Origin of the sequence: Ramlibacter sp. (assembly GCF_035706265.1) — a bacterium.
Classification (GTDB): Bacteria; Pseudomonadota; Gammaproteobacteria; order Burkholderiales; family Burkholderiaceae_C; genus Ramlibacter.
Genome location: NZ_DASSVG010000051.1, coordinates 1 through 22,648, shown reverse-complemented (window position 1 = coordinate 22,648; position 22,648 = coordinate 1). Strand labels below are relative to the sequence as shown.

Below are 22,648 nucleotides of genomic sequence, written 5' to 3'. Positions count from 1 at the left end.
GCGAGCCCGGCCAGCGGTCCCGCGAGCAGGGTTGCGGCGGTCGGCGCGATTGCCTTGAGCCAGTCCATTTGTCTCTCCTTCAGGTCTTCGGACGGCACTCTTGCGGGATGCCGGCGGCGATGCGGGTAGCTTCCGTGGGCGCCTTCGCGCGGCAGGCGGCGGCTTCCTCCGGCGTGGCGAATTCGGCCTCGCACTCTTCGAGGTATTCCTGCAGTGCGCACTGATCGACGGCGACGGGATCGGCGGCGGGGGTGCAGGCGGCCAGCGGCAGCAGCAGGAGGAGGACGCGGCGGTGGCGGTTCACGGCGCCTCCGTGAGCAGCTGCAGGTTGCCCGCGATGCGCCTGGCCCAGCCCTGTTCGCGTATACTCCAAGAATGGATTACTCGCATGTCATCGGCTCCACGTTCGGTCAGTTGACGATTCAGCGACATGCCGGCCCCAAGGACCGCATGGTGTGTCTGTGCTCTTGCGGCAGGACGAAGGAAGCTCGCCTGTCTCACCTCAAGGCTGGCACGGTCAAATCTTGCGGATGCTTGCTCATTGAGCGCCCGAAGCAGATTTTTGGAACGCACCTTCAAAGCCGCACCCCGACATACAAGGTTTGGGACTCCATGGTTCGCCGCTGCCACTCTCCTAGCGCGCAGGCATATGCGCTTTACGGCGGGCGCGGAATCACTGTGTGCGCCCGCTGGCGTGGCGCCGATGGGTTCACCAACTTCTTGGCCGATATGGGCAACAAGCCGGACGGCCTCTCCCTTGACCGCATCGACAACGACAAGGGATACGAGCCATCGAATTGCCGGTGGGCTGACCAAATCGTTCAGGGGAGGAATCGCCGCACCAGCACCCTTCTGACAATGAACGGCCAGACGATGACAGTCACGGAGTGGGCCATCGCAATGAGCTTGAGGGATACGACGATTCACGAGCGACTTAAGCGCGGCTGGACGGTTGAGCGGGCTCTGATGGAGCCTGCACGAGCAACATCAGGTTCGCGGCGATCCGCCTAGACCACCCCCTTGAGAACATTCCCCAGGTGGGAAGCGAGGTCATGAAGTCCAGCCGCATCCCCTGCATCGCGGCGGCCACGCGCACGGCGTTGCAGCGCTGGGCGGCTTGCAGCGTCATGGGGCCGATCACTCCGTCGTCCACCACATCCACGCAGCGCTGAAGCCATTTCACGGCCTGCGTGGCGCCGGAATTCACCGCCGCATCGAACAGGGGCAGGCGCAGCGCGTCGGGCAGGCTGTCGGCCTGCAGCGCCTGCCAGTACCGACGCAGGTAGATCGCCTTCGCGGTGTCGCGCGAGAGGTAGCGCATGTCGCCCTGGTAGCCCTCCTGCATGGCCACGCGGCGGGTGATGCCCCACATGGTTTCTCCGCCAGGGTCGTCGGGGTGGCGGCTGTAGCTGCCCTCGTGGCCGATCACCACGTCGAAGGCGCGGTCGAAGTCCATCACGTCGGCCCCCTCCCCGTGAAGTGCGTCAGCAGCCACGTCGCCGCGCCGCCCAGGACCGAGGAGGCGCCGCCGATGGCCATGAGCACCCGCCAGCCGCCACGCGCCTCGGCCATCTGGGTGCGCATGGCGGCGACGTCGGCACGCAACTCCTTGACGATCTCCGTCAGCGCAGAGACCTGCGCTTGCAGCTGGCCGAACTCCTGCGGGTCGATGGCGCTCATGGGGAGCCTTACTGCGGGATCCAGGCTTGCACCGTGGTGCTGCCGGCGAACGCGGTGCACGTGCCGCCCGTGACGGCGCGCATCAGCAGGCGCATGTCGTGGGCGGCGTTGGTCAGACCCGACTTCGCGCCGGACACCGTGACGGTCTGCCGGCCGCCCGTGACGCCTGCGGGGTTAACGAAGCCGGGAGGCGTGGACTCCTCCGGCGTGATGCCGTCGAAGCCGATGGCGAACTCGCAGCCGTTGGCCGCCGTGTTGTTGGCCGCGCCGATGTTGGCGATGTAGCGCACCGTGCGGCCGGTGTCACCGAGCATCTTGGAGCGCGTGCTGATGCCGTCCGTATAGACGAAGTTGCAACGCCGCGTGTTGTCCACCTCCACGAACGAGGTGGAGGTCGTCGTCTTGTCTGCGCTGAGCGTGAACTCGCACTTCTTCTCGATCGGATTGAACCAGCTCGCCACGTTGCGGGTGCTGCCGGAGTCGGTGTAGACACCACCGACGACGCGCGCGAGGCCGACGATGGTGCCCTCGGGTGCCGTCACCGAGCCCACCAGCTCCGCGCCCATCACCGGATCCGTCCTGCGGCCGTTGGCGAGGGAGACCGTGCTCAGGGCGTGCGCCATGCAGCACGCAACGTTGGTGCCGGCCAACACGCGGGTGTCGCCAGCGACGAAGGACGACGGCGGCCCGATGCCCCAGACCTTGTTCTGGTTCCAGTCCTGCACCTCTTCGTGCAGCTCCAGGCACGCAGGCGAGCCTCCAGCGCATCCAGGATCCACGCCGGGGGTCAGGCGCTTGACGATCCACTTGCCGGTGGTCTTCGTGCCCAACGTCATCGGAAGGCTGACGACGGACACCGTGTTGCCGGTCGCAACGGGGCTCATGGTGCCGGTGAGCACCACGACAACGTAATTGCCGGCGGGGTACGGAGTGCCGTCAGGCGAGGTGCCAGCCGCATAGGCCGCGCCCTGCGTCACGTCGGAGGCGAAGGAGCCCGTTGCCTGCGTGACCTGGATGTAGTCGGTCGAACTTCCGCTCGGGGTGCTGAACACGCAGTTGACCGGCATCAGCGCGCGCGTGGTGTGGTCGTTGGCGTTGGTGTTCAGCCCCCGGCCGTTGTGCGGGCAGTAGGCGAGGCTGCCGACCTTGGAGCCGACCGTCCACCACGGCGGATCGGCCGTCACCACGAAGAGGCGGCCCTGTCCCTGCGAGGAGGTCTGCCCCATGCTGACGCGCTCGCCCATACTGCCCGAGTTGCCGTCGTACACCCACGACGTTCCGTTCCAGACGTACCAGACGATGCCCCAGCCCTCCGGGAACACCAACTCACCGTCATAGAAGTCGATGGATGGCCCGCCTTCCCAGATGTTGGTGAACTTGTCGTTGCCGAGCACGCCGCCATCGAGGCCGATGCGCAGGTAATTCGTGGGCGCAGGAGCCGCAGCCACGAAGCCGATTCGGCATTGGCCTTCACGGTTGGTCGGGCCTGCGAGCGGCGAAGCGCTCGACGCCTTATAGCCGGCTGCGACCAGCTCCGCATTCGTGGGGACGGTGAGCTTCACGCCCTTGGTGGGCAACGCGATCATCTTGATCGACACGTTGCCCGAGCCCGCGGCCGGCGCGACGGTGAAGGTGACGGTGCCGCCCGCGGGGCTTCGCAGGCCGCTGATGGTGTAGTCGGTGCTGTAGGTCTTCGTGACCCCGCCGACCTTCACTTCGAGGGACTCGATGTAGTTGATGCGGAAGTTGAAGGGGAAGGTGACGGTGACACCATCGCCGTCCCACGTCGTCTTCAGCCGCACGAGCACGGTGGCGGCGGCGGCCGGCGGCGTGGTGAAGGTGACGGTGCCGGAACTGCCCGGCGCCGACACGGTGTAGTCCACACCCTCGGTCTGCAGCACCCCGCCGACGAGCACCTCCACGTGCGAGGTGTTGAGATACGGGAAGGGAATGCTGAAGACGGTCTTTACGCCGGTGCCGGAGTCGCGGTCGTAGGAGTACGACTCATTGCGTGCGGAGCTGGTCGAGAAAATGGTTCCGCATTGCGAGGGCGTGGCGTGCCAGGTCGGCGGCTCGCTGCCGCAGTTGTCGCCCGCGCCCGATTGGCACGGCGAGCGGCGCACGTAGCCGTCCGTGGGTTTGAGTTGCGAGGGGGTGACGTACTGCGCCGCGGCATCGAAGCCGAGGAGCGCCAGCGCAAAAAGGAGCAGGGCTTTTTTCATTTTTCAGATGTAGAAGATGTAGACCTTCGAGACGCCGCCTAGGTCGGCAGCGAGGGTGACTTGATTGGAGGTCGGCGTGGCCGGCGTGTACTGGCCGGTGTCGGGGCCGATGAAGAGCGCGCCGAAGTAGACCTTCGTCACCGCAACCACGGTGTCCGGAATCGTCGCGATGGAACCGATGGTGGAGTAGTCGTGGATGTGGAGCTTCTCCAGGGCGCTGCCGCCCGCGCCGATCAGTGCAGCGATGGCGGCGGCTTGCGCAGCGAAGGCGGCGGCCTGCGCCTCGGAGGCGTCGGCGGCAGTGGCGCTCGCCGCGGCTGCAGTGGCCGCATCCCCCGCCGACTGCGCGAACAGCGCCAGATCGGCGCGCACGCCCGAGAGGTCCACGATGGTCGTCGTGACGATCTCGACGTTGTTGGAGCCCGCGGCGAAGGTGCCGGTGATGTTGGCGCCGTCGAGCGTGTAGGTGCTCTGCTCCTGGCGGTCACCTCCGACATACACGTCCGTCTCGGTCTTGCTCGCGGGCGTGACGGACAGCGTGTAGGTGCCAAGCGCTCCGGTGCCGTTGAAGGTGTCCACGGTGCGCACGGGCACGGGAAGGAAGTCCGCGAGGCCCGACCACGAAGAGAAGTACCAGACCTGCTGCTGCTCGGCGTCCTGCACGAGGATCGACACGTCGCCGTCGGCCCAGACGGTGGTGGGCGAGCCGTCGCGGTAGAGGAAGCCGAGCGTCGTGCGTAGCATCGAGCCCGCAGGGACGGTCAGGTCCGGATCGAAGTAGACCGTCTTCGGGAACTCCTGCGGGTCCTGCCCGGGGATGCCGAACCAAACGTAGCCGCCATCGAGCGGCAGGCCGTCGAGCCCGTGGAAGGTCGGCAGCAGCGTGATGAGGGATTTTGCGGCCATGTTGTTCGCTCAGTGGACGGTGCGGCTCGGAGGCAGCTGGTTGGCGGGAGGTGGAACCACGCCGACAGGGGCCTTGACGCGCTTGGCGGGGGCGCGGCCGAGAGCGGCAAGCACGCGCTGGCGGATCGCGCGCTCGCGCAGGTACTTGGTGCCGAGGCGCAGCGTGGACAGGACCGGCAGCGGCAAGCCGGTCAGGCCGCCGGTTGCGCCAGCCTCCGCCAAGGCCGCCAAGAGGATCGCGGCGGTGTTGCTGGTGTTGACGGTTCCAGGCGGGAACGTCGTGACGATCTTCGCCACCTCGCTGATATCGCGGACCATCTGCGCGCGCTGCTTGCCGAGGATGAATTCGAGGCGCTGGTCCACATCGAGCGCCCGAAGCGCCCTATTCAGTCCGGGAGCGGAAAAGACTGGGTTGCCGCGAATGTCGGTGCTGGCGTTCTTGGTCGCCTCGTCCAGCAAGTGGCGCAGGGTCTGGCCCTGAAGCTCCCGCCACGCCTGGTGCCCTTCCTCGCCACCGGCGATTTGCAGCGTGCGGCGCAGCATCGAGAGGTCTTCGCGCGAGCCGTTGAGGATCGTGCGGCGGAACACGTCTTCGAGCGCTACCTGCCGGTCGGCGGTGCCGCGGCGCGTGCGCATCAGGTCGCGCACAACCGCGTTGTTCTCGAAGAGCTGCGCATACCGCATGCGCGCGCGACGTGCGTCCCGGTACAGATTGCCGCCCAGGCCATCGGTGATCTGGTCGATGACGCCCTTGATCTCGGTGCCGATGCGCAGGTCGTTGGGGTCGGAGTCCTTGACGAAGCGATTCACCGCCTTGCGGATCTCCTCGGCCTGCTGCAGCGTGGCGCGGCCGGCGCGAACGGAGCCGTCAGCAAGCGTTCCCTCGCCCACGCCGCGCACCCGAAGCTCGTCCGCGATGGTGCCCAGGATCGGCGCCGAAGATCGGCCGGCGCGGTTGGCGTTCAGATAGTCCGCCAGCGGAGCCAGATCGACCGGGGCCTCCAGCTCGCCAGCGCGGCGGGCCTCTTGATACCGGGCGCGGTACTCGGCGCGCATGCGAGCGGCGGCCGGGACGAGCCCGTTGTCTACGACCCTGCGGCCCACCTCCAGCACGTTCGGAGCCGTGGCGCCGCTGTCGTCAATGAGCGCTTCAAAGTTCTGCGCCAGCCGCGCATTGTTCTCTGCCACATGCTCGCGCAGCGGTTGCCCCAGACGCGCATCCTTGGCCGTCTCGCCTTCGAACTGCAACTGCGGTTGACTCCGCGTGGCCTCTCCCTCCGAGAGTTCCATGGGGACACGCAGGCCGGCAGCCGTGGCGCGCCTCTGGTTGGCAGCCGCCGTTTCCGCCGCGCCTACGCCGACCATCTCCTGCGGTTCGTTCCCCAGCAGCTTCTGCGTGGCCTTGCTGGTCATGGAGACGGCCTGTTGCCGCAGCGTGGCCGCTGCCTGCACCGCCTGCGTGGTCGCGGCCTCGCGCGTGGCCTGCACCGCCGGGCGAGCCGCGGCACCCGCGCGCGACAGCGCCGCCGCCTCGCCGGTGAGCGGCAGGACCGGAATGAGCTGCTGCATCGCGGAGCCCACGGCCTGGGCCTGCTGCTGGCCAGATTCGGTGCGCGGCTGGTAGGTGAGTGCATCGGCCCCGCGCACCGCGGCGTCTTCGATGGTGCGAACGCCCTCCTGCGTGCCGAACTGGCCCGAGCCGATGGCGTCCACCGCGCCCTTGATCGCGCCGCCGGCCATGCCCACAGCGCCGCCAGTGAGCGCCGTTCCGGTGGTGAGCGCCGCCTCTCCGGCGCCGATGATCTTGTCCGCGATGCTCTGGGGCTTCTCGAGAGTCGGCGTGGTGTTCGCGCCGGGCTCCACCGGGATCTGCGAGGCAAGGTCCGTCTTGGCCGCGAGGTGCGCGATCAGCTCGGAGTCGGTGTAGCCGGCCTCCCGCGCCGACTTCGCGTCGAAGCGGTGCTGAGCGGCCAGATACTCCGCGATCTCCGCGTCCGAGTACCCTGCCTTGCGCGCGGCTTCGACGTCGAACATCAGCGCTTCTCGAAGGAGGAAAGCGGCGGCCGGGCGCCGGGGGCGGCCGGGGTATCGGGCTTGCCCAGGGGCACCCCGGTTGCGCGCGAGAGGTTCTCGCGGCCCTTTTTCAGTAGCCTCGCGGCTTCGTCCAGGTTGGCGCGGAACTGCTTTTCGCTCTGCTTGCGCGAGAGGTTCTGTAGCGCCGCCTGCAGCTTTTCGCCCTCGGCGTTGGACAGCGCGCCGGTGCCCTTGATGCTCGGGATCTGGGCCAGGAACGCCTGGGAGCCCAAGGTGTCGATCAGCGCGATGGCGTCGGCCTGCTCGTCGTCGGTGAAGGCGGGAAGGCGGCCCTCGATGGCTCCCACCACGTCGTTCAAGGACTTGTTGCCCTTGATGCGCTCGATGGTGTTGAGCATGTTGTCGATGTTGGCCGCGCCGGTTTCGGCGGTGGCGACCTTCTCGCGCACCTTGTCGTCCAGCTTCTGCTGCGCCTCCTGCACCTTCAGGCGCAGCTCCTGCGCCTTCAGGGTGTTGCCCTCGCGCGCGGTCGCGGCGTTCATCGCGGAGATGCGGTTGGCCTGCTTCCTGATCTCGATGTCTTCGGCCAGCGCGCGGATATCCCACTGCTTCTTCTGCAGCTCAAGCGCCACCTCCTCGGAGGCGAACTTGGCCTTTTCCGCCTTGATCGTGGCGTCGGACTCCGCGGCACTGGCGTCGGCCTTGCCCTTGCGCACCAGATCCGGCTGCAGCTCCTGCGCGCGCTGCTCGCCACCGATCTTGGCGAAGGCTTCGGCGAACTTCTCGGGGCCCATCGCGCCCGCGAGGCCCAGCGCCGTGATGGAGCGCGCCGCCGCGGGGTTGCTCTCGATCAGGTTGGCCATCACGTCGTAGTGCTGCCGCTGCTCGGGGTCAGCCTTGGAGCGCTCGCGCAGCAGCTGCACGGCGAGGTCGTTGTTCCCGGAAAGCTGCGCCGCGTACACGCGCGACTGGAAGTCCAGCAGGTTCTTCTGCGCGCCCTCGTCCATCACCTTGAACGCGCGGCCGAGGTTCTCCGCGAGCGCCGGGTATTGCGTCATCACCCGCGCGTAGTCGGCATGCCCCGCGTTGGGGTTCATCGCCAGCGCTCGGAGGTCCATCTGCTGCTGGATGGCCTGCTGCTGCTTCAGCTGCGCGGCCTGCATCTCGAGCTGGCGCTGCTGCGCGTCCTGCTGGATCTGGCCGAGAACGGCGCTTTGCTTGATGCCGTTGAGGATCGCGGCCGAGGGGTCTGCGAAGTTGAAGTTCACCGGGTCCATCAGAAAAGGTTCCCCCCGTTGCTGAAGCCGGGAACGATGGCGCTACCGAAGCCAGAGCCGGAGCCGCCGAAGCCCATGCCCGCGTTCAGGTTCACGGGCGGCGCGGCGGCGGCCTGCTGCCCGGCGAAGAAGCCCCCGAGGTTGCCCACGGCGTTCGTGATGGCGTTGGTGCCGGCCACGATGCCGCCGGCCTGTGCCGCGCCGCCTTGCAGCATCAGGCTTCCGGTGCCCGCAGCGCTGTTCTGGCCGCCCTGCACGATGGGAAGGAGGTTCCCGAGCTGCTGCTGCGCGAGGCCGTTGAGCAGCTGCGTGCGCTTGTCGGCCAGCGCCGCCTGCACGTTGCCGCCACGCAGGCCGCCCGTGGCAGAGGCGTTTTGCAGGATCGCGTCTTCGCCCGCCTTGGCGAGCGCAGCGAACTGCGGGGAGGATTGCAGCGCCGCATAGGCCGCCTGCTGCTTCTGCGGCCCGTTGGCGCCGGAGAGGTCCTGATAGGCGCCGAGGCTCGTGTTGCCGGCCTGCACGTAGGGGGCGAGGAGTTCGCGCGCCTTGGCCGCGCTTTCGCTCATCGCGTCGGCCGCCTGGCCGGCACCGGCGTAGCCCAGGGCGCCGCCGATGATGGTCGCCGCCGGGCCGAGGAGGCTTCCCCAGCCCCCGAGCTTGGAGACGATGCCGCCGATGCCACTGGCCGCAGACGCGGCGCCACCGGCGCCAGCAGCGCCACCAGCCGCCCCTGCGCCGCCGCCGGCACCCGCCAGCCCGCCGGCCGCGCCCAAGCCGGCGCCGCCCAAGCCCGCCAACTCGCCGCCGGTCATCGCCGCCATTTCCGCGGCGGTCGCCGGCACGAAGGCGCCGGTTCCGCCAAGGATCGTGCCGTCAGCCGCCATCGAGAGGCCGCCGCCGAGGTCCAGCGCGCCGACTCCAGCAGCACCAGCGCCACCGGCACCGGCAGCACCACCAGCCACCGAGCCGAGGAAGCCGTTGCCAGCCAGCGCCGAAAGGCCGCCCGCAGCGCCGAACGCGAGACCAGCAGCACCTAGGAAGCTGCCGAAGTCGGTCCCGATGCCAGATTCCACGCCCTTGTGGGAGACCATCGTCCGCTTGCCGGTGTTGGGGTCCAGCCATTCGACCGGGGCGCCCTGCTTGACGCGGAAGGTCTTCGGGTCTACGTCCGAAAGCGCCACGCGCGACAGCCACATCGGGGCGCCGAAGTTGGTCTCCCCCGTGGTCATGTTCTCGCCGGAGCCAATCGTGGGCGTGTCGAAGCCCACGGTGTAGACGTACTGGCCGTCCGTGAAGACCGGGCGCGAATCGACGCTTTGCACCGGGGTGCGCGCGAGGCCCTGAATGCCGGAGAGGAATGCCCCGAGGTTCGGGTTTTCAGCCGTGAACGCCATAGACCCCTGCACCGAAGTGCGACTCAAGGGGCTCAGTCGGTGCGCGAGTCGAAGGGCCTCCGGTTGACACGTGCTGCGGCTCGGTGCCGCACAGGGTCTGCGCGATGGGTGGGATTCTGGCGGCGCCGCGCCCTCGGGCAAAGCAAGGCTGCGGCTTTTGCCCTAGCCGTCAGGCAAGCACGCCCATGCAACAGGTGCCGATCTGCGCCGTCACGTCCGATGCCGCCACCTCGGAGCGGAATTCGATCGTCACCGTGGTGTCCGCGTTGGTGCTCAGGTTCTTCACGCACATCTGGAAGTTGGAGCCGATGTTGGTGGCGGCGCTGCTGCCGGTGCCGACCACTTCGCGCAAGGTGTTGGCGCCGGCTGCGACATCGAAGTTGTCCCCGTCGTAGAGGTTGGCCGTGGCGGGAGAGCCTTGCACGTTGACCGTCATCGCGACCGAACCGATCGCGTGGGCGTCCGCGCCGCCGCCTTGGGCCACGCGCACGCCCAGCGCTGCGCCGGTGGTGGTGGCGGCGGCCTGGAAGATCAACTGCCCGGACAACTGCAGCATCTTGCCTGGCGGCACCGTGAAGGTGTGGCCGGTCAGCACGGCCGGCGTCGTCGTGCTGTTGGTCTGCGTGGCGGTCAGGAACGCCGAGGCGACGGTAGGGACCGACGCCGCCCACGAAGGCAGGCCCGAGGCGACGGTGAGCACCTCGCCGTCCGCGCCGACCGCCAGCCGCGTCCACGCGCCGCCGGAGCGGATCAGGATATCCCCGTTGGCCGCGCTGCCCACGAAGTCCAGCAGCTGCGAGAGGGTCAGCTCCTCGATGGCGCCCGCGCCAGCCGTGGCCCGCCCGAGGATGCGCGAGGCCGTGAAGCTGCCGTCCTTCAGCAGCTTGCCCGTGGTGCCGTCGAAAAGCGCGATGTTGCCGTCCGTGGCAGAGGCCGGGCCCACAACGTCGCCGGAGCCACCGCCGCCCCCGACCACCAGATTGCCGGCACCGAGGATGCTGGAGCCGTTGATGGTCTTGATGTTGGTCCCGGACACCAGCGTGTCCTGCTTGTCGGCAGGCGCAACGCCGGAGTCCTGAATGACCTTGCCGGAGGCGCCGCTGAAGGTGGCGAAGTTGCCGCTCGTGGCCGACGTCGGGCCCGTCACCGCGCCGTCGATGTTGGCCTGAAACACGCCCCAGTGCGTGCCCACCGTGGCCTGATTGCCCGCTGGCGTGCCGTCGTCCAGGCACACCGCGAAGTCCCCCGCCTCCACCACCACTCCCGAGGCGCCGCCGATCTTGCCGGCCACGCTCACCCGGTAGGTGTGGCCGCGGTCGGCGGCCGGATAGTTCGGGCTCGCAGAGCAGTCGATGAGGCCCTTGAAGACCATCGCGTCCTGCGCTTCGATCAGCGCGTCGGCGTAGTCCTTGACCTCGAACACCGCGTCCTGCACGGTGTTGGACAGGAGCCCGTCGCCGGGGGTGAAGCCGATGGCGCTGGCCTGGTGGGCGTCGTCGGGGTCGTCTACGTGCTCCGCAAGCAGCGCGGTGAAGATCGCGAGCAGTTCGGCCTCGGTGGGCTGCGCGGCCACCGTGGAGAACAGGCGCTCCACGATCCGCACCAGCTTCGCGTTCTTGAAGACCTCGAAGAGCTCGGCTCGGGTGGGCCGCTCCAGTTCAGCCACTCAGAGCCTCCAGCGTGGACTCCAGCCGCAGCCACGAAATCGGGACCTTGTTCGCCCCCCGGAAGCGCTCGCCGCGCACGTTGCGGATCTGCCCGCAGCGGCGCCAGACCACCCGCTGCGAGGTCTGGCCGGTGGACCCCATGCGCGCGGTGCGCTCCTGGCTCCAGCTGAGGCCGTCCACGGTGTAGGAGTGGAAGACAGTCGGATCCTCGCCCACCAGCGCGCGGCCCGTGGTGCCGGTGAGCTCCAGGCTCCAGACGATCGCGCGGGCGCCGGAGTTGTACAGCCACATCGTGTCGAACTGCCAGCCGGCGACCTCGCCGTACTGCGTGGCCACGGTGCCGTCCTCGAAGCCGATCCGGGCGTCCTGCGTGTCGCCGCAGATCCACTTGCCGTAGCACCACACGAAGTTGCGGGCGCGGTAGGGGTTGATGCCCTCGACGCCGGTCGAAAGGAAGAACCACACCGGGTCGCCCGCGGCCAGCGTGCCCGCGATATCGCACACCAGCGTCTCGCCGGGAAGGTGCAGCATCAGGTGTTGGTGCAGTTCGTCGGCGCGCAGCTCCAGCACCGCGCCAGCCAGTTCCGCCTCGGTGTACGCCTTCAGCCTGCGCTCCACCTCGCGCGTGGCGATCTTCTGCGCCGTGCCTCCATTGAGCACGTAGACGCTGCACGGCTCGTTACGCCCGCTGCCCACCCACGCGAAGGTGTCGCCGAGCTTGCACTTCGCGTGGGTGCCGACGAGCCCCTTGTTGATGGTCGCGGACTCGATGCGCTGGAAGGGAAAGCCGGAGCCGCCGATGTTCTGGAACGCCTCGATGGTGTGGCGGTTGAAGGCGTAGACCTCGCTTACGGGCTTCAAGAGGCCGACGATGCGATCGGGGTCCTTCTCGCTGCTGCCGTACTTCAGCGGGTCCACGGAAAACGGGTTGGTGAGCTCCGTGACGATCAGGAATTCGCCGTCCGTGAACATGTAGTAGCCGTCCACCCACAGGCCGTCTATGACGGTCCCGAGGTCGGCGTCGGTGATCTGGGTATTGCTCGACGCATCGCGCAGCCACGCCTTGCCGTCGCCCACGGTGAGCAGGTAGGTGGGGCCGTAGTCCATCGAGACGCGCCCGGTGCCGGTGATATCGCCCTTGTCGGTCGTCGTTCCGTCTTCGGCCACAGAGACGAGCTTGGTGCCCATCACGCGGTAGAGCGTGTCCTTCCAGTTGATGCCGCCGCGGTCGATGCCGGGGCCGGTGCCGAGCTGGGTGAGGCCGGGGGCTGAGCGCAGGTAGCCCTTGGAGACGCCCGTATCCTTCGGGACCGGGATCAGGTTGACTGGGTACTGGGTGAGCAGATCGGCCTGGGCGTCCGATGCCACGCCGGAAAGCAGGCTGATCTGGGGCATGTCAGTCCAGGCCCTCGATATCGTCGCTCTCGGGGAAGTATTGCCGGTCGATCACGCTCGCGCGGCTTCCCGTGCCCACAGGAAGCGCCGGGTTGCGGTTCATCTGCGGGCGCTTGGCCAGCGTCACGTAGAGCGCGTTCGACGACATCGCCGCAGCGGCGCGCAGCTCAGCGGGCACCGTCTTGCCGAACTGGCTCGCCCAGCGCGTGGCGAGGTTGGACACGAAGGCGTGTTCGTTGGCCGCCGGCACGCCCGATTCGGCGCTGATCCCAGCGTCGGCGTCGTAGCCCACGCTGATGCCCATGCCCTCCCACTCGGCCGCCAGCATGTTCAGCAGCGCGAGCCCTTCCTGCGCCTCCTCGGGGCTCATGTCGAACGCCGCCGACAGCCCGAAGGATGCGGCGGCGCGTTCGATCAGCTTTCGCTTGGTGCTCACGGGGTCAGCCGCCGGCCTTCGCCTGCGCCTCGTCCTTCGTCAGGCCCGTTTCGACCTCGGCGCCCGATGCGTCCACCAGCGCCCAGACGCCGCGGCCCTTGTGGACGGCCTTGAGCGTGGGCTCTGCGGGCGTCTCCGGCACCGAGTCGGCGGCCTCCTGCATCGCCGCCTTGGCCTGCATCCAGTCGCGCCGCCAGCCCTGCGCGTGCATCGCTTCGACCTCCTCGGCTTCGACGATCACGGTTTCGCACTGCACGCCCTCGAACACCTCGGGGCCGGGGCAGCGATAGAGCATGTGGGGGTTCTTCATCGCCGGGTCGCTCACTTGTTGAAGCCGTGGATCACGGCGCGCGCCTTGGTGTTGCCCGCGCCCAGCGACGGCACGTTGACGGTGATCGCGATGTTCTGGTCGCTCGCGGGAACGGGCTTCGTGAACTCCACCAGCAGCGGCGCATTCGCCGCCGTCGCGCCGGCCACGACGCCCAGGACGTAGGTGAGCGTGCCGCCAGCGATGCCGGTGATCGTCACGTCCACCAGGGAAGCCGCCGTGGCGCCGCCGCTGGTGATCTCGAAGCCGGTGAGGTAGTTGATCTTCCCAGGCACCGCCGGCATCGTCGCCGTGATGGCGCTGGCCGCGCCGTTGGCCGATGCGGCGTGGACCGGGGTGGTTGCGTCGGGGTAGCCGGGTGCTGCCATGTTCGATGGTCCTCAGGGAAGGTCGGGGGCCGAAGCCCCCGGATTCACATCACGACTGGCCGAACAGGATCACGCCGGCCATCTCGGGGTTCGTCATGCCGACCCCGAAGCGGGTGTCCACCCGATACTTGAACTTCTTCGTGTTGATATCGAAAAAGCGGTACATCACCACCTGAACGCCCAGCTCGGTCGTGCCCTGCACCGCGGCGGCGCCGCTGGCCATCAGGTCCTTGTCGAAGCCGTTGCGCCCCGGCAGGAGTTCGATCGCGCGCTCGTCCCAGAAGGCCGCGACGTTGCCGGTCGTGGTGTTGAGGAACGTGATCGCGGCACCGTTGGAGGGCGTCGTGGTGACGTTCGCGTACTCCTTCTCGGCCTGGGTCGCGCCGTCGGCCACGATGATGGGCGGACTGATCGTCACCACGCCGGAGCCGCCCGCGCCCGACACGATGGCCGTGATCGTGAACGTCTTCAGCTGGCCGGTGTCGGCCTTGGTGATGTGGTGCACCGCGTTGACGCCATTGATGGTGAAGCGGTCGCCGACCTTGACCGTGCCGCTGGTGACGGCAATGGTCAGGTTCATGTAGCGGTTGTCGACGTTGGCCGTCTCGCCCGTGGCCGCCGTGGAGGTCGCCTTCGGCACGTAGCGCCGGTTCGCGGCGGTCGCGTCGTTGACCGTCACCGTCACGCCGGCCTTGGCCGTGAGGGTGTAGGTGTAGTCGGCCTTGAACGTGTCGAAGCCGGAAACCGGGCCGACGTACGCCTTCTCGTAGGCGCTGTTGGTCTTCGGGTTGGAGCTGGTCTGCGGCTTGGCCAGGTTGCCGGCCACCTTGTTGTAGTCGCGCGCGTGCAGCACCGCGACACGGCGGCTCTCGCCCACCAGACCCTGCTCCATCATCAGCGCGTCGGCCAGCGACAAGTCGTCGTAGCCCGAGGCCGCGGAGGTCTGCTTGACCACCAGCGTGCCCTGCTGGCCGACGACGTTTGCAATCGCCAGGTTGATGTCGGTGCCCAGGCGCTGTATGGCCGACTTCATCTTGCGGTCACGCTGCTGCGGGTCGTTCAGGTCGTCCGTCGTCATGGTCCACGGGACGGACTTGTTGAAGCCCAGGCCGATGGGAACGGACAATTGCGTCACGTCGGCGAAGGACGCCGAGATATCCGTGCCCGCCGCGCCGTCGATGGAGGTCGAGACGTAGGGCATCGGGCGCCAGACTTGCAGGTTCTGCGAGCGCTCCAGCACCAGCGGGTCGGCGTTGTAGACGGAGACGTTGCGACCGAGCACGAGGCCGTCATCGAAGCCGGCGATCAGGTCGTCGAAGAAGACGAGTTCCTGTTTGGAAAAGGCCGTGGCCATGGTTCAAATCCTCACTTCTTGCCCGCCAGCCGCTGCTGCCGCAGGTAGGCCGCAACCTTGGTGCGGTCCCCCGTGCGATCCGCCTCGGCCTGCAGGCGTTCAAGGGTTGCCTTCGAGTTCGAGCCTGCGGCGCTGCCGCCGCCGACCGTCTTCTCCGGCGCTGGTTTCGTGCCCTGGCGCTTCGTCACCTTCACTTCCGTCTCCAGTTTTCCGACCGCCACGGCGAATTTCACCGGGTCCTTGATCGAGGCCAGTTCCGCGAGCTTCTTCGGGTTCTTTCCGAGCGCGTACACCAGCAGCGCGGGGTTTGCGGCGCCGCCAATCACGATGGACTGCTGCACCTGGGAGAACTGCGCCGCCACCTCGTCTTCGGCTTCCTGGTAGTCCTTGACCTTCAGGGCCTTCTTCGAGCCGGCGTAGCTCTCCTGCACCGCCTGCGCTGCTTGCCGCTGCGCTTCTTCCTGCGCCGCCCTGGCCGCCGCGAGTTCGGCGGCCTTTCGGTCCGCTTCGCCCTTCTCGGCATACCACTTGTCCAGATCGGCCTGGAACGCCTGCGCGTCGAAATCGTGAGCTTCGAGGGTGGGCTTGTCGCGCAGCTTCGGCGCCTGCTGCTGGTGGGCCTGAGCCCCGCCTTGCTGCTGCGCCTTGAGCTGTTCGAGCTCCCTCTTCGTCTCGCGGTATCGCTTGCGAAGGTCGGCAAAAACCGTCGATTCGCCTTCGTCCTTGGTCTCGGAGGTGGGGGGTTCCTCGGTGCCGATCGAGACGACCGTTTCCTCTTCGCCCTCTTCCTCGCCGGAGCCGGGACCGTCGTCGCCGCCGTCTTCGGCGCCTTCTTCGGCCTCGCCTTCCTCTTCGTGGCCGTCGCCTTCTTGCGGCCGGTCCTCTTGGAGGTCGGTTTCCTGCTCGGAGTCGAGCACTTCGTCGTCTTTTTCAGCTACACCCGTTGCCATCAGACCCTTTCCATCTCGGCCCCTTGACCGCGGGGCCGGCTTGCGTTGGGTCGGATTCTGCGAACGGGGCCGCGCGGAGGGAAGAAACGCGGGGGGGATTGCCTTAGTGCGACAGCGACTCGGCGTAGGCTTGCAGCAGGTTCTGGGCGATGGCTTGGATGCTGTACGCCTCGAATTCCGCAGATGGCGCGTCTTCACCCACCCAGCCGCAGTGCTGCTGGAACACGTGCACTGCTTCGTGGACGAGTAGCCCGCAGATCTCGACCGGCGTGCGTCCTTCGTCCACCTTGATGCAGACGACGCAGCACAACTCGCCGCGCTGGTTGGTGAAAAAGTGCGTGGTCGCGTGCGCCTGCTTCGTGCGAATCCAGGCGCTGACCTCTTCCGGCGGGAGCTTCAGCGGGCGGATTGCCGTGCGGAACTGCTCCTCGGACGTGCACAGGGCCAAGTAAGGCCCCCGCACCAACTCCCGACTGAGCCACGTCATGCGGCAGCAGGCGCCGTCTGCGCCCCGGCCGCGGGCTGCTCCTGCGCCGCGTTGTCCGGCAGGCGGTCCACCAGCGCGAGGAGTTGCTCGATGGGGAGCCCGGCGACCTTCGCCAGCTTCTCGGCAGCCGACGCTTCGAGCTCTTTCACCTTCGCCAGCGCCGCCGCGGTGTCGGCGCGCGCCTTGTCCGCCAGCGCCAGCGACTTCTGCGCCTCGGCCAGCAGGAACTGCTGCTGCGCGTCGGGCTGCTGGTTCTGCTTCGCGGCGTCGATTTCGGCCTTCTCTTCGTCGGTCGGCTTCTCGAGACCCAGCGCCAGCATCTTCTGCCGGAAGTGCTTCTTCACCGGCTCCAAGCCCTCGCCTTCGAGGTTCTTCATCGCCGCCGCCGTGAGCACCGCTTGGTCGGCGGGGTCCTGCACGAACTGCAGCATGCCCGTGACCGCGCGCACAGTGCCGTCTCTGCGGGTCGTGAAGCTCGGGCCGACGTCGGCCGTGACGCGGAACTTGCCCGCGCCGGGATCGTTCGAGTAGACCGTCTTCTCGTCCACCACGGAAGCCTGCCGCAAGCGCTTGATTTCGTCGGTGCCGTCCATGTTGACGACCGGCATCGGACGGTCGTCTTCGTCGTACAGCTCGCGCGCCATCGACAGCCAGATTTCGCCCGAGCGCCGCATCGACTGCTTGAAGTTGTCGATGTAGATGAAGTCCTGCATGTCCAGCCGATTCTGGATCAGCTCCACGGCCTTCGCGGAGATGTTGCTCACCACCTCCTGCTGCTCGCCATCGGCGCCCTGCAGCTCCTTCAGGTCCGCGCCCACGAGCTGGATCAGGCCCACCAGCGCTGGCGGCAGCGCCGGCGTCTTCGTGTAGGGGATGCCGGCCGGCAGGATCGGGTTGCCGTCCACGCCGATCACGGCGTTCACCAGCAGATAGGCGTAGCGGTCCACGTTGTCGCGCGCCCACATCTGCTCGTGGCCGGCGATCTGCTGCGGCGTGAGGATCGGTTTTTCCTTGTTGCTATCGGCCGCGATCTCAGCGAGCATGGAGACCAGCATGTTGTAAAGCCGCTGCGCGTCGATCGCGCGCCGCGTCTTGCCAGAGATGTGCTCGATGCCGTCCACGATCTGGCGCTTGCCATAAAACGGCACGATGGGGATGTGGCGCCCGGCGATGTAGCCGCAATCCTCGAGAACGCGGTTGCCGTCGATGATGTACTTGTGGACCTTGCGCGTCTGGGTCTTCTTCGTGCGCGTGAGCTCGAAGCCCTGCGCCTCCAAGTCTCTGCGCTGCTGCTCGAATGCTTCCTTCGCCTCGGTGTCGGCGCCCTTGTCCAGCCGCAGCTTCTGCTCCTCGCCAGTGGGCGAGGTGTAGGTGTAGACCGTGCGGCCCACCATCTCCACCTCGTAGTATTCCGCGATGTAGGTCAGATCGGGCTGGAACCAATCGAAGATGCCGGTGCGCGTCACGCGGTCGAAGCTGGCGATCTTCGTCTTCTCGCGCTGGCCCACGCGCTCCATGTAGGCATCGCGCTCCACGGCCGCCGCGCCCTCTTCCCCGCACTCGGCCTCGTAGGCGTCATCGGTCAGGCCCGTGATGACCCACGCGCACTTCGCGTCCGCCTTGTCGTAGCGCTTCGCATCCGCGTCGAAAAACACGCTCTGATCCGCGTCCGGGATCGGCACGAGCTGGATGCGCTGGCGCTCGTCGTCCTCGTCCTCCTCGTCTTCGTAGCAGGACTTCAGCCGCCACGCGCCCATGCCGCCGGCAACACCCTCATCGAACGCCGTGTCGTAGGCTTCCTGCCCGCCGGAATCGCGCTCGTCGCCGCGGTACAGGCCGTCGAGGAAATCCGCCGTCTCGTCGCTTGTCTCTTCGTCTGCGGGGCGGAAATCGACCGTGATGCGGTTGTTGCGGTACTCCGAGAACGTGCGCGCGACCGCCTGGTGGACCTTGTTGATCTCGAACTTCGGCCGGTTCTCGAACTGATCGCCCAGGTCGCCGTCGTACTGCGCGCCGGGCACGAAGACGAAGCGGCGGTCCTGCGTGCACTGAAGGCGGATCTCGCGCTGCGCCTCGTAGGCGCGGTCGAAGCGCTCCAGCGCCCGCTCGTGGACCTTCTCCAATCGGGCATCGCGCGCAGCGTTCGTCTCGGCCATGGGGCAGGACTCTATGGCGCCGGCCGGCAAACGCCGAGGAAAGGTATGGGGTTTGTCTTACCGCACGCGCCGGGCGAAGTGGCTCACGGTGGGGACGGGGTTGGCGGTGGCGGGCTTCTCGGACGGCCGCCGCTGCACGGCGTCGATGGCATCGAACATGGGATCCATCTGGTCGTCGTGCGCACCGTTGGGGAACTTCTCAGCCTCGGCCAGGAAGTCCGACAGCCAAGGCGCATCGGCCGGCAGCAGCACGTTGCCGGACTCGATGAAGGGCGCCGCGTCGTGCCCGCGGCTCACCTTGTCCTTGTCGCGCGGGATTCCCAGGATCGGGATGCCCTCGCGCCGAAGCGTCTGGATGAGCCCCGTCCCGCTCACCTTGTCTTCCACCCCCATGCGCCTCGGGTTGAAGGCGCTGGCCTTGTGCTTGTTCCAGAACGCGCGGGCGTTGGTGACCAGATCCGGCGCTTCCCACTTCTCGCGCCGTTGATCGAGCAGCACGCCCTGGCCGGCGGTGGAGCGGCCCCACAGCTGCAGCACGCAGTAGTCGTTCTCCTCGCCGTCCTTCTGCGCGGTGTCGACAAACACCTCGGTCCACTCCAGCGGCGGCACAGCTGTCGTCCAGTAGCGGAACCACGCAGTCTTCAGGATGCCGCCGCCGCGAGGCGAAGGGTTCTGCTGCAACTGGCCGGCGGTGCCGTAGCTGCCCAGCGTCTTCTCCAGCTCGCAAACCTGCTCCTCGCTGAAGCGCTCGGGGAACATGAGCTCGCCTTCCTCGGTGCGCGGATCCTCCCAGCCGATGGAGGTGGAGCACTTGCGCGTCGGATCGAACCGCATCGGGATGCACAGGTGCACGTACGGCAGGCCCATGTCCTTGATGACGCCCGAGGTGTCCCGCTCGTTCAGGCGCTGCATGATGACCACGATGGCCGACTTGTCCGAGTTCACCCGAGTCGGTAGCGTCTCGGTGAAAGCGATGCGCGCAGCCTCCAGCTTCGCCTCGGAGTTGGCGTTGTCCGCGCTGATCGGATCGTCCAGGATCACGCGATCACCGCGCACGCCCGTCATGGAGGTGAACGCCCGCGCCTGGCGCACGCCCTTGCGGGTGTTGCCGAACTCGCGCTTTCCGTCCAGGTCGGCGGACAGCTGCACTGGCCACAGGCGCTGATACCACTCCGACTTGATGAGGTCGCGGCAGCGCCGGCTGTCGCGGATGGCAAGCTGCTCCTCGTGCGCGGTGCCGACGAAGCGCATTTCCGGCATGCCGCGCGGTCCCCACTCCCACGCCGGCCAGATCACGCCCGTGAGCAGCGACTTCATGGAGCCGGGCGGCACGTTCATCAGCAGGCGCGTGATGCGCCCCTCGGTCACAGCCTCCAGGTGAAGACAGATCGCGTCGAGCGCCCAGCCCCACTTGAGCTTTGCGGCCGGCTCCAGAACCACCCACGCGCGCTTGGCGAAGTCAGCGAGCGAGCGCCGGCATAGCTCGCGCTCCACCGCCAGGAGGTCAGCCTCCGTCAGCTGCATCCTTGGCCCGCATGATCTCGGTCAGCACGTGCGTCGGCAACTTCGCCACGTCGAGCGATGCCTGCACCGGCGGCAAGTCCTCAGCCCCGCCCAGCGCCAGCTTGTCGCCGTACTTTTTCGGCACGAGCTTCGACAGCAACCACTTCCTGTTGTCGGACTGCAGCCGCAAGCCGGCGACTTCCACCGCCGATTTGGCCTCCGCCGCCCGCCGGCCGATCTCCTCCAGCTCCTCGGCGTGCAGATCCAGCATGCGCTCCCTCGCGCGGGCGTAGTGCGCGGCCAGGTCGGCGTCCGTGTCGCACCAGCCGAGAAAAGCCCCCTTGGACACCCCGGCGGCTTCGCATGCTTGGCGCAGGCTGAAGCCGTCTTCCATGGCGGCCAACACGATCAAGGCGCGCTCGTCGTTTTCCATGCTCATGCCCGCTTCTGCCGACCCACCGCCACCGACCGCGTAACCCACAGCACCCCGGCGTGAAACAGAACGTCGATGGAGCAGTGGATGCGGGGCCGGCGGCGGGGCATGATGGGGAGGATCATCGTTTCCCGCCCTTGCCGCGTCCAGCCTTGGCTCTGGTCTTTCGCTTTGCTTTGCGCGTGGCGAGGTGGAACTTGCCGCAGATCGTGCAGCGGTACGGCTGGTCTGCCGTCTCGCCGTACTTCTTGCGGTTGCGCGCGGCGAAGTCCCGGGCCTCGTTGCGGCTCTTGTACGCGCGCTTGTCCAGGCACGAGCGCTTCGCCCGCTCCAGGCTGACGGTGCGGCCGATGCGCTCGAAGCCGGCCCTCATGCGAACTGCCTCGCCAGCGCCACAGCCGCTTCCGCCTCTGCCACGGTGAGCCCGCGCGGGAACTTGCAGCGGGAGCTGACGCCGTACTTCATCCGCGCCTCGCCGTCGATGCTGACGAACAGCTTGCGCACGAGAAAGCCGCCTTCGTGCATGCCGCGCAGGGCAACGTGCAGCTCCGCGACGAGGCCCAGCTTGGCGCGGATCTCGGCCTCGGTCCACATGCCGCCCTCGGCGTACAGCAGCAGCCACACGCGCTTGTGCAGCCCGAGCCGGGGATCGGGTTGGCGCGAGCGCTGGCGGCTGACGGGGGCCATGATGACGACCATGCTTTCAGAATCGCCCCTGCGAGGCCATGATGCGGCGCCAGTCCTTCAGCGCCATCGTGGGATTGATGCCGTAGCCGGTGGGCTTCTCGCCGCGCAGGCCGCAGAACCACACGAAGCCGCGGCGCACGATGTGGGGCTTCATGCCGCAGCCCTCGCCAGCATGAAGCCGCCGGGGAAGGGCTTGATCTTCGCGCGCGGGCGCAGCGCGTCGTAGCCGTCGAGGGCGACGCTGAAGAGGGGCAGTTTCATCAGCACGAGGGCGCGGTCGGGGTCGTTGCGCGCGAGGTCGAGGGCGAGCTGCCAGACGATGGCGCGCTTGGCGTTGCTCGCGCTGGGTTGCCAGATGGTTTTCATGCGGCCTTCCTCTCTTCGATGCGGCCGAGCGCGCGGCCGAGGTTGTATAGCAGCACCGCGTTCATCCGCTCGCGGTCTGGGCGCGACAGATCGGGCAGCCGCAGCTTGCGTTCCTCGCGGTGCTTTGACAGCACGCGCACGGCCTCGCGCAGCTCCAGCGCGAGAACCGGCTTGCCCTGCACGTGCGCGCTGCGGATGGCGATGGCCTCGGCTCGCGTCATCAGGTGCGGGATGGGCGCGGCGCGGTAGCGGGGCGGCTCGGTCATGGGAGCACCTTCACGATTCGGAAGACCACGCCGCCGAGCGGCACCAGATCGCCGGCCTTCACGGTCAGGAACGGGAGGTGGGCGCCGGTTACCTCCATGCGCAGGCTGCGCCAATTCCCGCGACCCTTCGGCTTGAGGATCATGAGTACGCAGCCTCCGGTGCTGCCGGTGCCACGGTCACTTCGACCCCGGGCGTGTCGCTGTACCGCTTGGCCTTGACCACGCTCACGACTTGCACGTCGTCCTTCCAGACCACCCCGTTCATACCGTCGAAAATCGCCTTCTCCACGTTGTCGATGTCCGGCTTCGTGGTGGGGTGGATCGCGCCGGCCAGCGCTGCGGCCTGCTTCTTCTTCGACCAGCTCGCCGGCACGGCAAGGCGAATTTCCATGCCCACCGTGACGGCCTCCAGCAGGAGCGGGCGCCCCGCCATCGCTTGCGCGGCGCTGTAGCCCACGAGGCTTTCGTAGCTGACGGTCTTCTCCGGGGTGTAAAGCCGCGAGAAGCCGCCCACCTTGCCGACGCGGGGACGGCCCTTGCCCACGGGCTGGCCGGGGACGATGAATTGCAGGATCACGCCATCACCCCCGCCAGGTCCGCCACCTTCACCCCGCGCGGCACCGTGCATTCGCGCGTCACGCTGAAGCGCACGCGGTCGTTCGTCTCGGACCTCGGCCACTTGCGCACCGAGCCCCATTCGGCCATGCCCTTGAGCGTGTTCGCCGCCTCGGTCGCATCC

Annotated in this window: 26 protein-coding genes; all 26 read right to left on the bottom strand. The window is 67.9% G+C overall.

Annotated features, from left to right (window positions below; translation table 11 throughout):
- Positions 1-79 precede the first annotated feature (79 nt).
- Complete coding sequence (locus VFM98_RS01855) at positions 80-304, bottom strand: hypothetical protein (RefSeq protein WP_325108190.1); 225 nt, start codon at positions 302-304, stop codon at positions 80-82.
- A 630-nt stretch (positions 305-934) separates the two neighbouring features.
- Positions 935-1,456 carry a glycoside hydrolase family 108 protein gene (locus VFM98_RS01850; RefSeq protein WP_325108189.1) on the bottom strand — a complete coding sequence of 174 codons (522 nt, stop codon included), beginning with the start codon at positions 1,454-1,456 and terminating at the stop codon, positions 935-937.
- Entirely contained in the window at positions 1,456-1,680 is a 225-nt protein-coding gene (locus VFM98_RS01845) for a hypothetical protein (protein WP_325108188.1), read from the bottom strand. Before VFM98_RS01845 ends, VFM98_RS01850 begins: the two co-directional genes overlap by 1 nt.
- A gap of 8 nt (positions 1,681-1,688) precedes the next feature.
- A complete protein-coding gene (locus tag VFM98_RS01840) occupies positions 1,689-3,902 on the bottom strand; it encodes a phage tail fiber protein (protein ID WP_325108187.1) in 2,214 nt (737 codons plus the stop codon).
- 3 nt (positions 3,903-3,905) lie between these two features.
- Positions 3,906-4,808 (bottom strand): hypothetical protein, encoded by a 903-nt coding sequence (locus VFM98_RS01835; RefSeq protein WP_325108186.1) that lies wholly within the window; start codon positions 4,806-4,808, stop codon positions 3,906-3,908.
- A 9-nt stretch (positions 4,809-4,817) separates the two neighbouring features.
- Complete coding sequence (locus VFM98_RS01830; protein WP_325108185.1) at positions 4,818-6,842, bottom strand: hypothetical protein; 2,025 nt, start codon at positions 6,840-6,842, stop codon at positions 4,818-4,820.
- Positions 6,842-8,119, bottom strand: coding sequence for a hypothetical protein (locus VFM98_RS01825; protein ID WP_325108184.1), 1,278 nt, complete (start codon positions 8,117-8,119; stop codon positions 6,842-6,844). Before VFM98_RS01825 ends, VFM98_RS01830 begins: the two co-directional genes overlap by 1 nt.
- Positions 8,119-9,513 carry a hypothetical protein gene (locus tag VFM98_RS01820; protein WP_325108183.1) on the bottom strand — a complete coding sequence of 465 codons (1,395 nt, stop codon included), beginning with the start codon at positions 9,511-9,513 and terminating at the stop codon, positions 8,119-8,121. The genes VFM98_RS01825 and VFM98_RS01820 overlap by 1 nt, the downstream gene beginning before the upstream one ends.
- Positions 9,514-9,682: 169 nt before the next feature.
- Positions 9,683-11,179 (bottom strand): hypothetical protein, encoded by a 1,497-nt coding sequence (locus VFM98_RS01815; RefSeq protein ID WP_325108182.1) that lies wholly within the window; start codon positions 11,177-11,179, stop codon positions 9,683-9,685.
- Entirely contained in the window at positions 11,172-12,575 is a 1,404-nt protein-coding gene (locus tag VFM98_RS01810) for a packaged DNA stabilization protein (RefSeq protein ID WP_325108181.1), read from the bottom strand. The genes VFM98_RS01815 and VFM98_RS01810 overlap by 8 nt, the downstream gene beginning before the upstream one ends.
- Before the next feature lies 1 nt (position 12,576).
- On the bottom strand, positions 12,577-13,011 hold the full coding sequence (locus tag VFM98_RS01805) for a packaged DNA stabilization gp4 family protein (protein WP_325108180.1): 435 nt from the start codon (positions 13,009-13,011) through the stop codon (positions 12,577-12,579).
- Positions 13,012-13,015: 4 nt separating this feature from the next.
- Positions 13,016-13,321: a hypothetical protein gene (locus tag VFM98_RS01800; RefSeq protein WP_325108179.1), complete on the bottom strand. Its 306-nt coding sequence runs from the start codon at positions 13,319-13,321 to the stop codon at positions 13,016-13,018.
- Between the two features lie 11 nt (positions 13,322-13,332).
- Positions 13,333-13,707, bottom strand: a complete 375-nt coding sequence (locus tag VFM98_RS01795; protein ID WP_325108177.1) for a hypothetical protein — start codon at positions 13,705-13,707, stop codon at positions 13,333-13,335.
- Between the two features lie 49 nt (positions 13,708-13,756).
- On the bottom strand, positions 13,757-15,061 hold the full coding sequence (locus VFM98_RS01790; protein ID WP_325108176.1) for a P22 phage major capsid protein family protein: 1,305 nt from the start codon (positions 15,059-15,061) through the stop codon (positions 13,757-13,759).
- Positions 15,062-15,072: 11 nt separating this feature from the next.
- Positions 15,073-16,011 (bottom strand): hypothetical protein, encoded by a 939-nt coding sequence (locus VFM98_RS01785; protein WP_325108175.1) that lies wholly within the window; start codon positions 16,009-16,011, stop codon positions 15,073-15,075.
- Between the two features lie 103 nt (positions 16,012-16,114).
- A complete protein-coding gene (locus tag VFM98_RS01780; RefSeq protein WP_325108174.1) occupies positions 16,115-16,498 on the bottom strand; it encodes a hypothetical protein in 384 nt (127 codons plus the stop codon).
- Positions 16,495-18,654: a portal protein gene (locus VFM98_RS01775; RefSeq protein ID WP_325108173.1), complete on the bottom strand. Its 2,160-nt coding sequence runs from the start codon at positions 18,652-18,654 to the stop codon at positions 16,495-16,497. The genes VFM98_RS01780 and VFM98_RS01775 overlap by 4 nt, the downstream gene beginning before the upstream one ends.
- A 57-nt stretch (positions 18,655-18,711) precedes the next feature.
- Positions 18,712-20,178, bottom strand: a complete 1,467-nt coding sequence (gene terL / locus VFM98_RS01770; RefSeq protein WP_325108172.1) for a phage terminase large subunit — start codon at positions 20,176-20,178, stop codon at positions 18,712-18,714.
- The gene (locus VFM98_RS01765) at positions 20,159-20,596 is read right to left on the bottom strand and encodes a hypothetical protein (protein ID WP_325108171.1); all 438 of its coding nucleotides are present in this window, start codon (positions 20,594-20,596) and stop codon (positions 20,159-20,161) included. Before VFM98_RS01765 ends, terL begins: the two co-directional genes overlap by 20 nt.
- 115 nt (positions 20,597-20,711) lie before the next feature.
- Positions 20,712-20,963: a hypothetical protein gene (locus VFM98_RS01760; RefSeq protein ID WP_325108170.1), complete on the bottom strand. Its 252-nt coding sequence runs from the start codon at positions 20,961-20,963 to the stop codon at positions 20,712-20,714.
- A complete protein-coding gene (locus tag VFM98_RS01755) occupies positions 20,960-21,277 on the bottom strand; it encodes a hypothetical protein (RefSeq protein WP_325108169.1) in 318 nt (105 codons plus the stop codon). The genes VFM98_RS01760 and VFM98_RS01755 overlap by 4 nt, the downstream gene beginning before the upstream one ends.
- 16 nt (positions 21,278-21,293) lie before the next feature.
- On the bottom strand, positions 21,294-21,431 hold the full coding sequence (locus tag VFM98_RS01750) for a hypothetical protein (RefSeq protein WP_325108168.1): 138 nt from the start codon (positions 21,429-21,431) through the stop codon (positions 21,294-21,296).
- Positions 21,428-21,643 carry a hypothetical protein gene (locus VFM98_RS01745; protein ID WP_325108167.1) on the bottom strand — a complete coding sequence of 72 codons (216 nt, stop codon included), beginning with the start codon at positions 21,641-21,643 and terminating at the stop codon, positions 21,428-21,430. Before VFM98_RS01745 ends, VFM98_RS01750 begins: the two co-directional genes overlap by 4 nt.
- Positions 21,640-21,909, bottom strand: a complete 270-nt coding sequence (locus VFM98_RS01740; RefSeq protein WP_325108166.1) for a hypothetical protein — start codon at positions 21,907-21,909, stop codon at positions 21,640-21,642. Before VFM98_RS01740 ends, VFM98_RS01745 begins: the two co-directional genes overlap by 4 nt.
- Entirely contained in the window at positions 21,906-22,052 is a 147-nt protein-coding gene (locus VFM98_RS01735) for a hypothetical protein (RefSeq protein ID WP_325108165.1), read from the bottom strand. Before VFM98_RS01735 ends, VFM98_RS01740 begins: the two co-directional genes overlap by 4 nt.
- A complete protein-coding gene (locus tag VFM98_RS01730; RefSeq protein WP_325108164.1) occupies positions 22,049-22,486 on the bottom strand; it encodes a RusA family crossover junction endodeoxyribonuclease in 438 nt (145 codons plus the stop codon). The genes VFM98_RS01735 and VFM98_RS01730 overlap by 4 nt, the downstream gene beginning before the upstream one ends.
- Positions 22,487-22,648 lie beyond the last annotated feature (162 nt).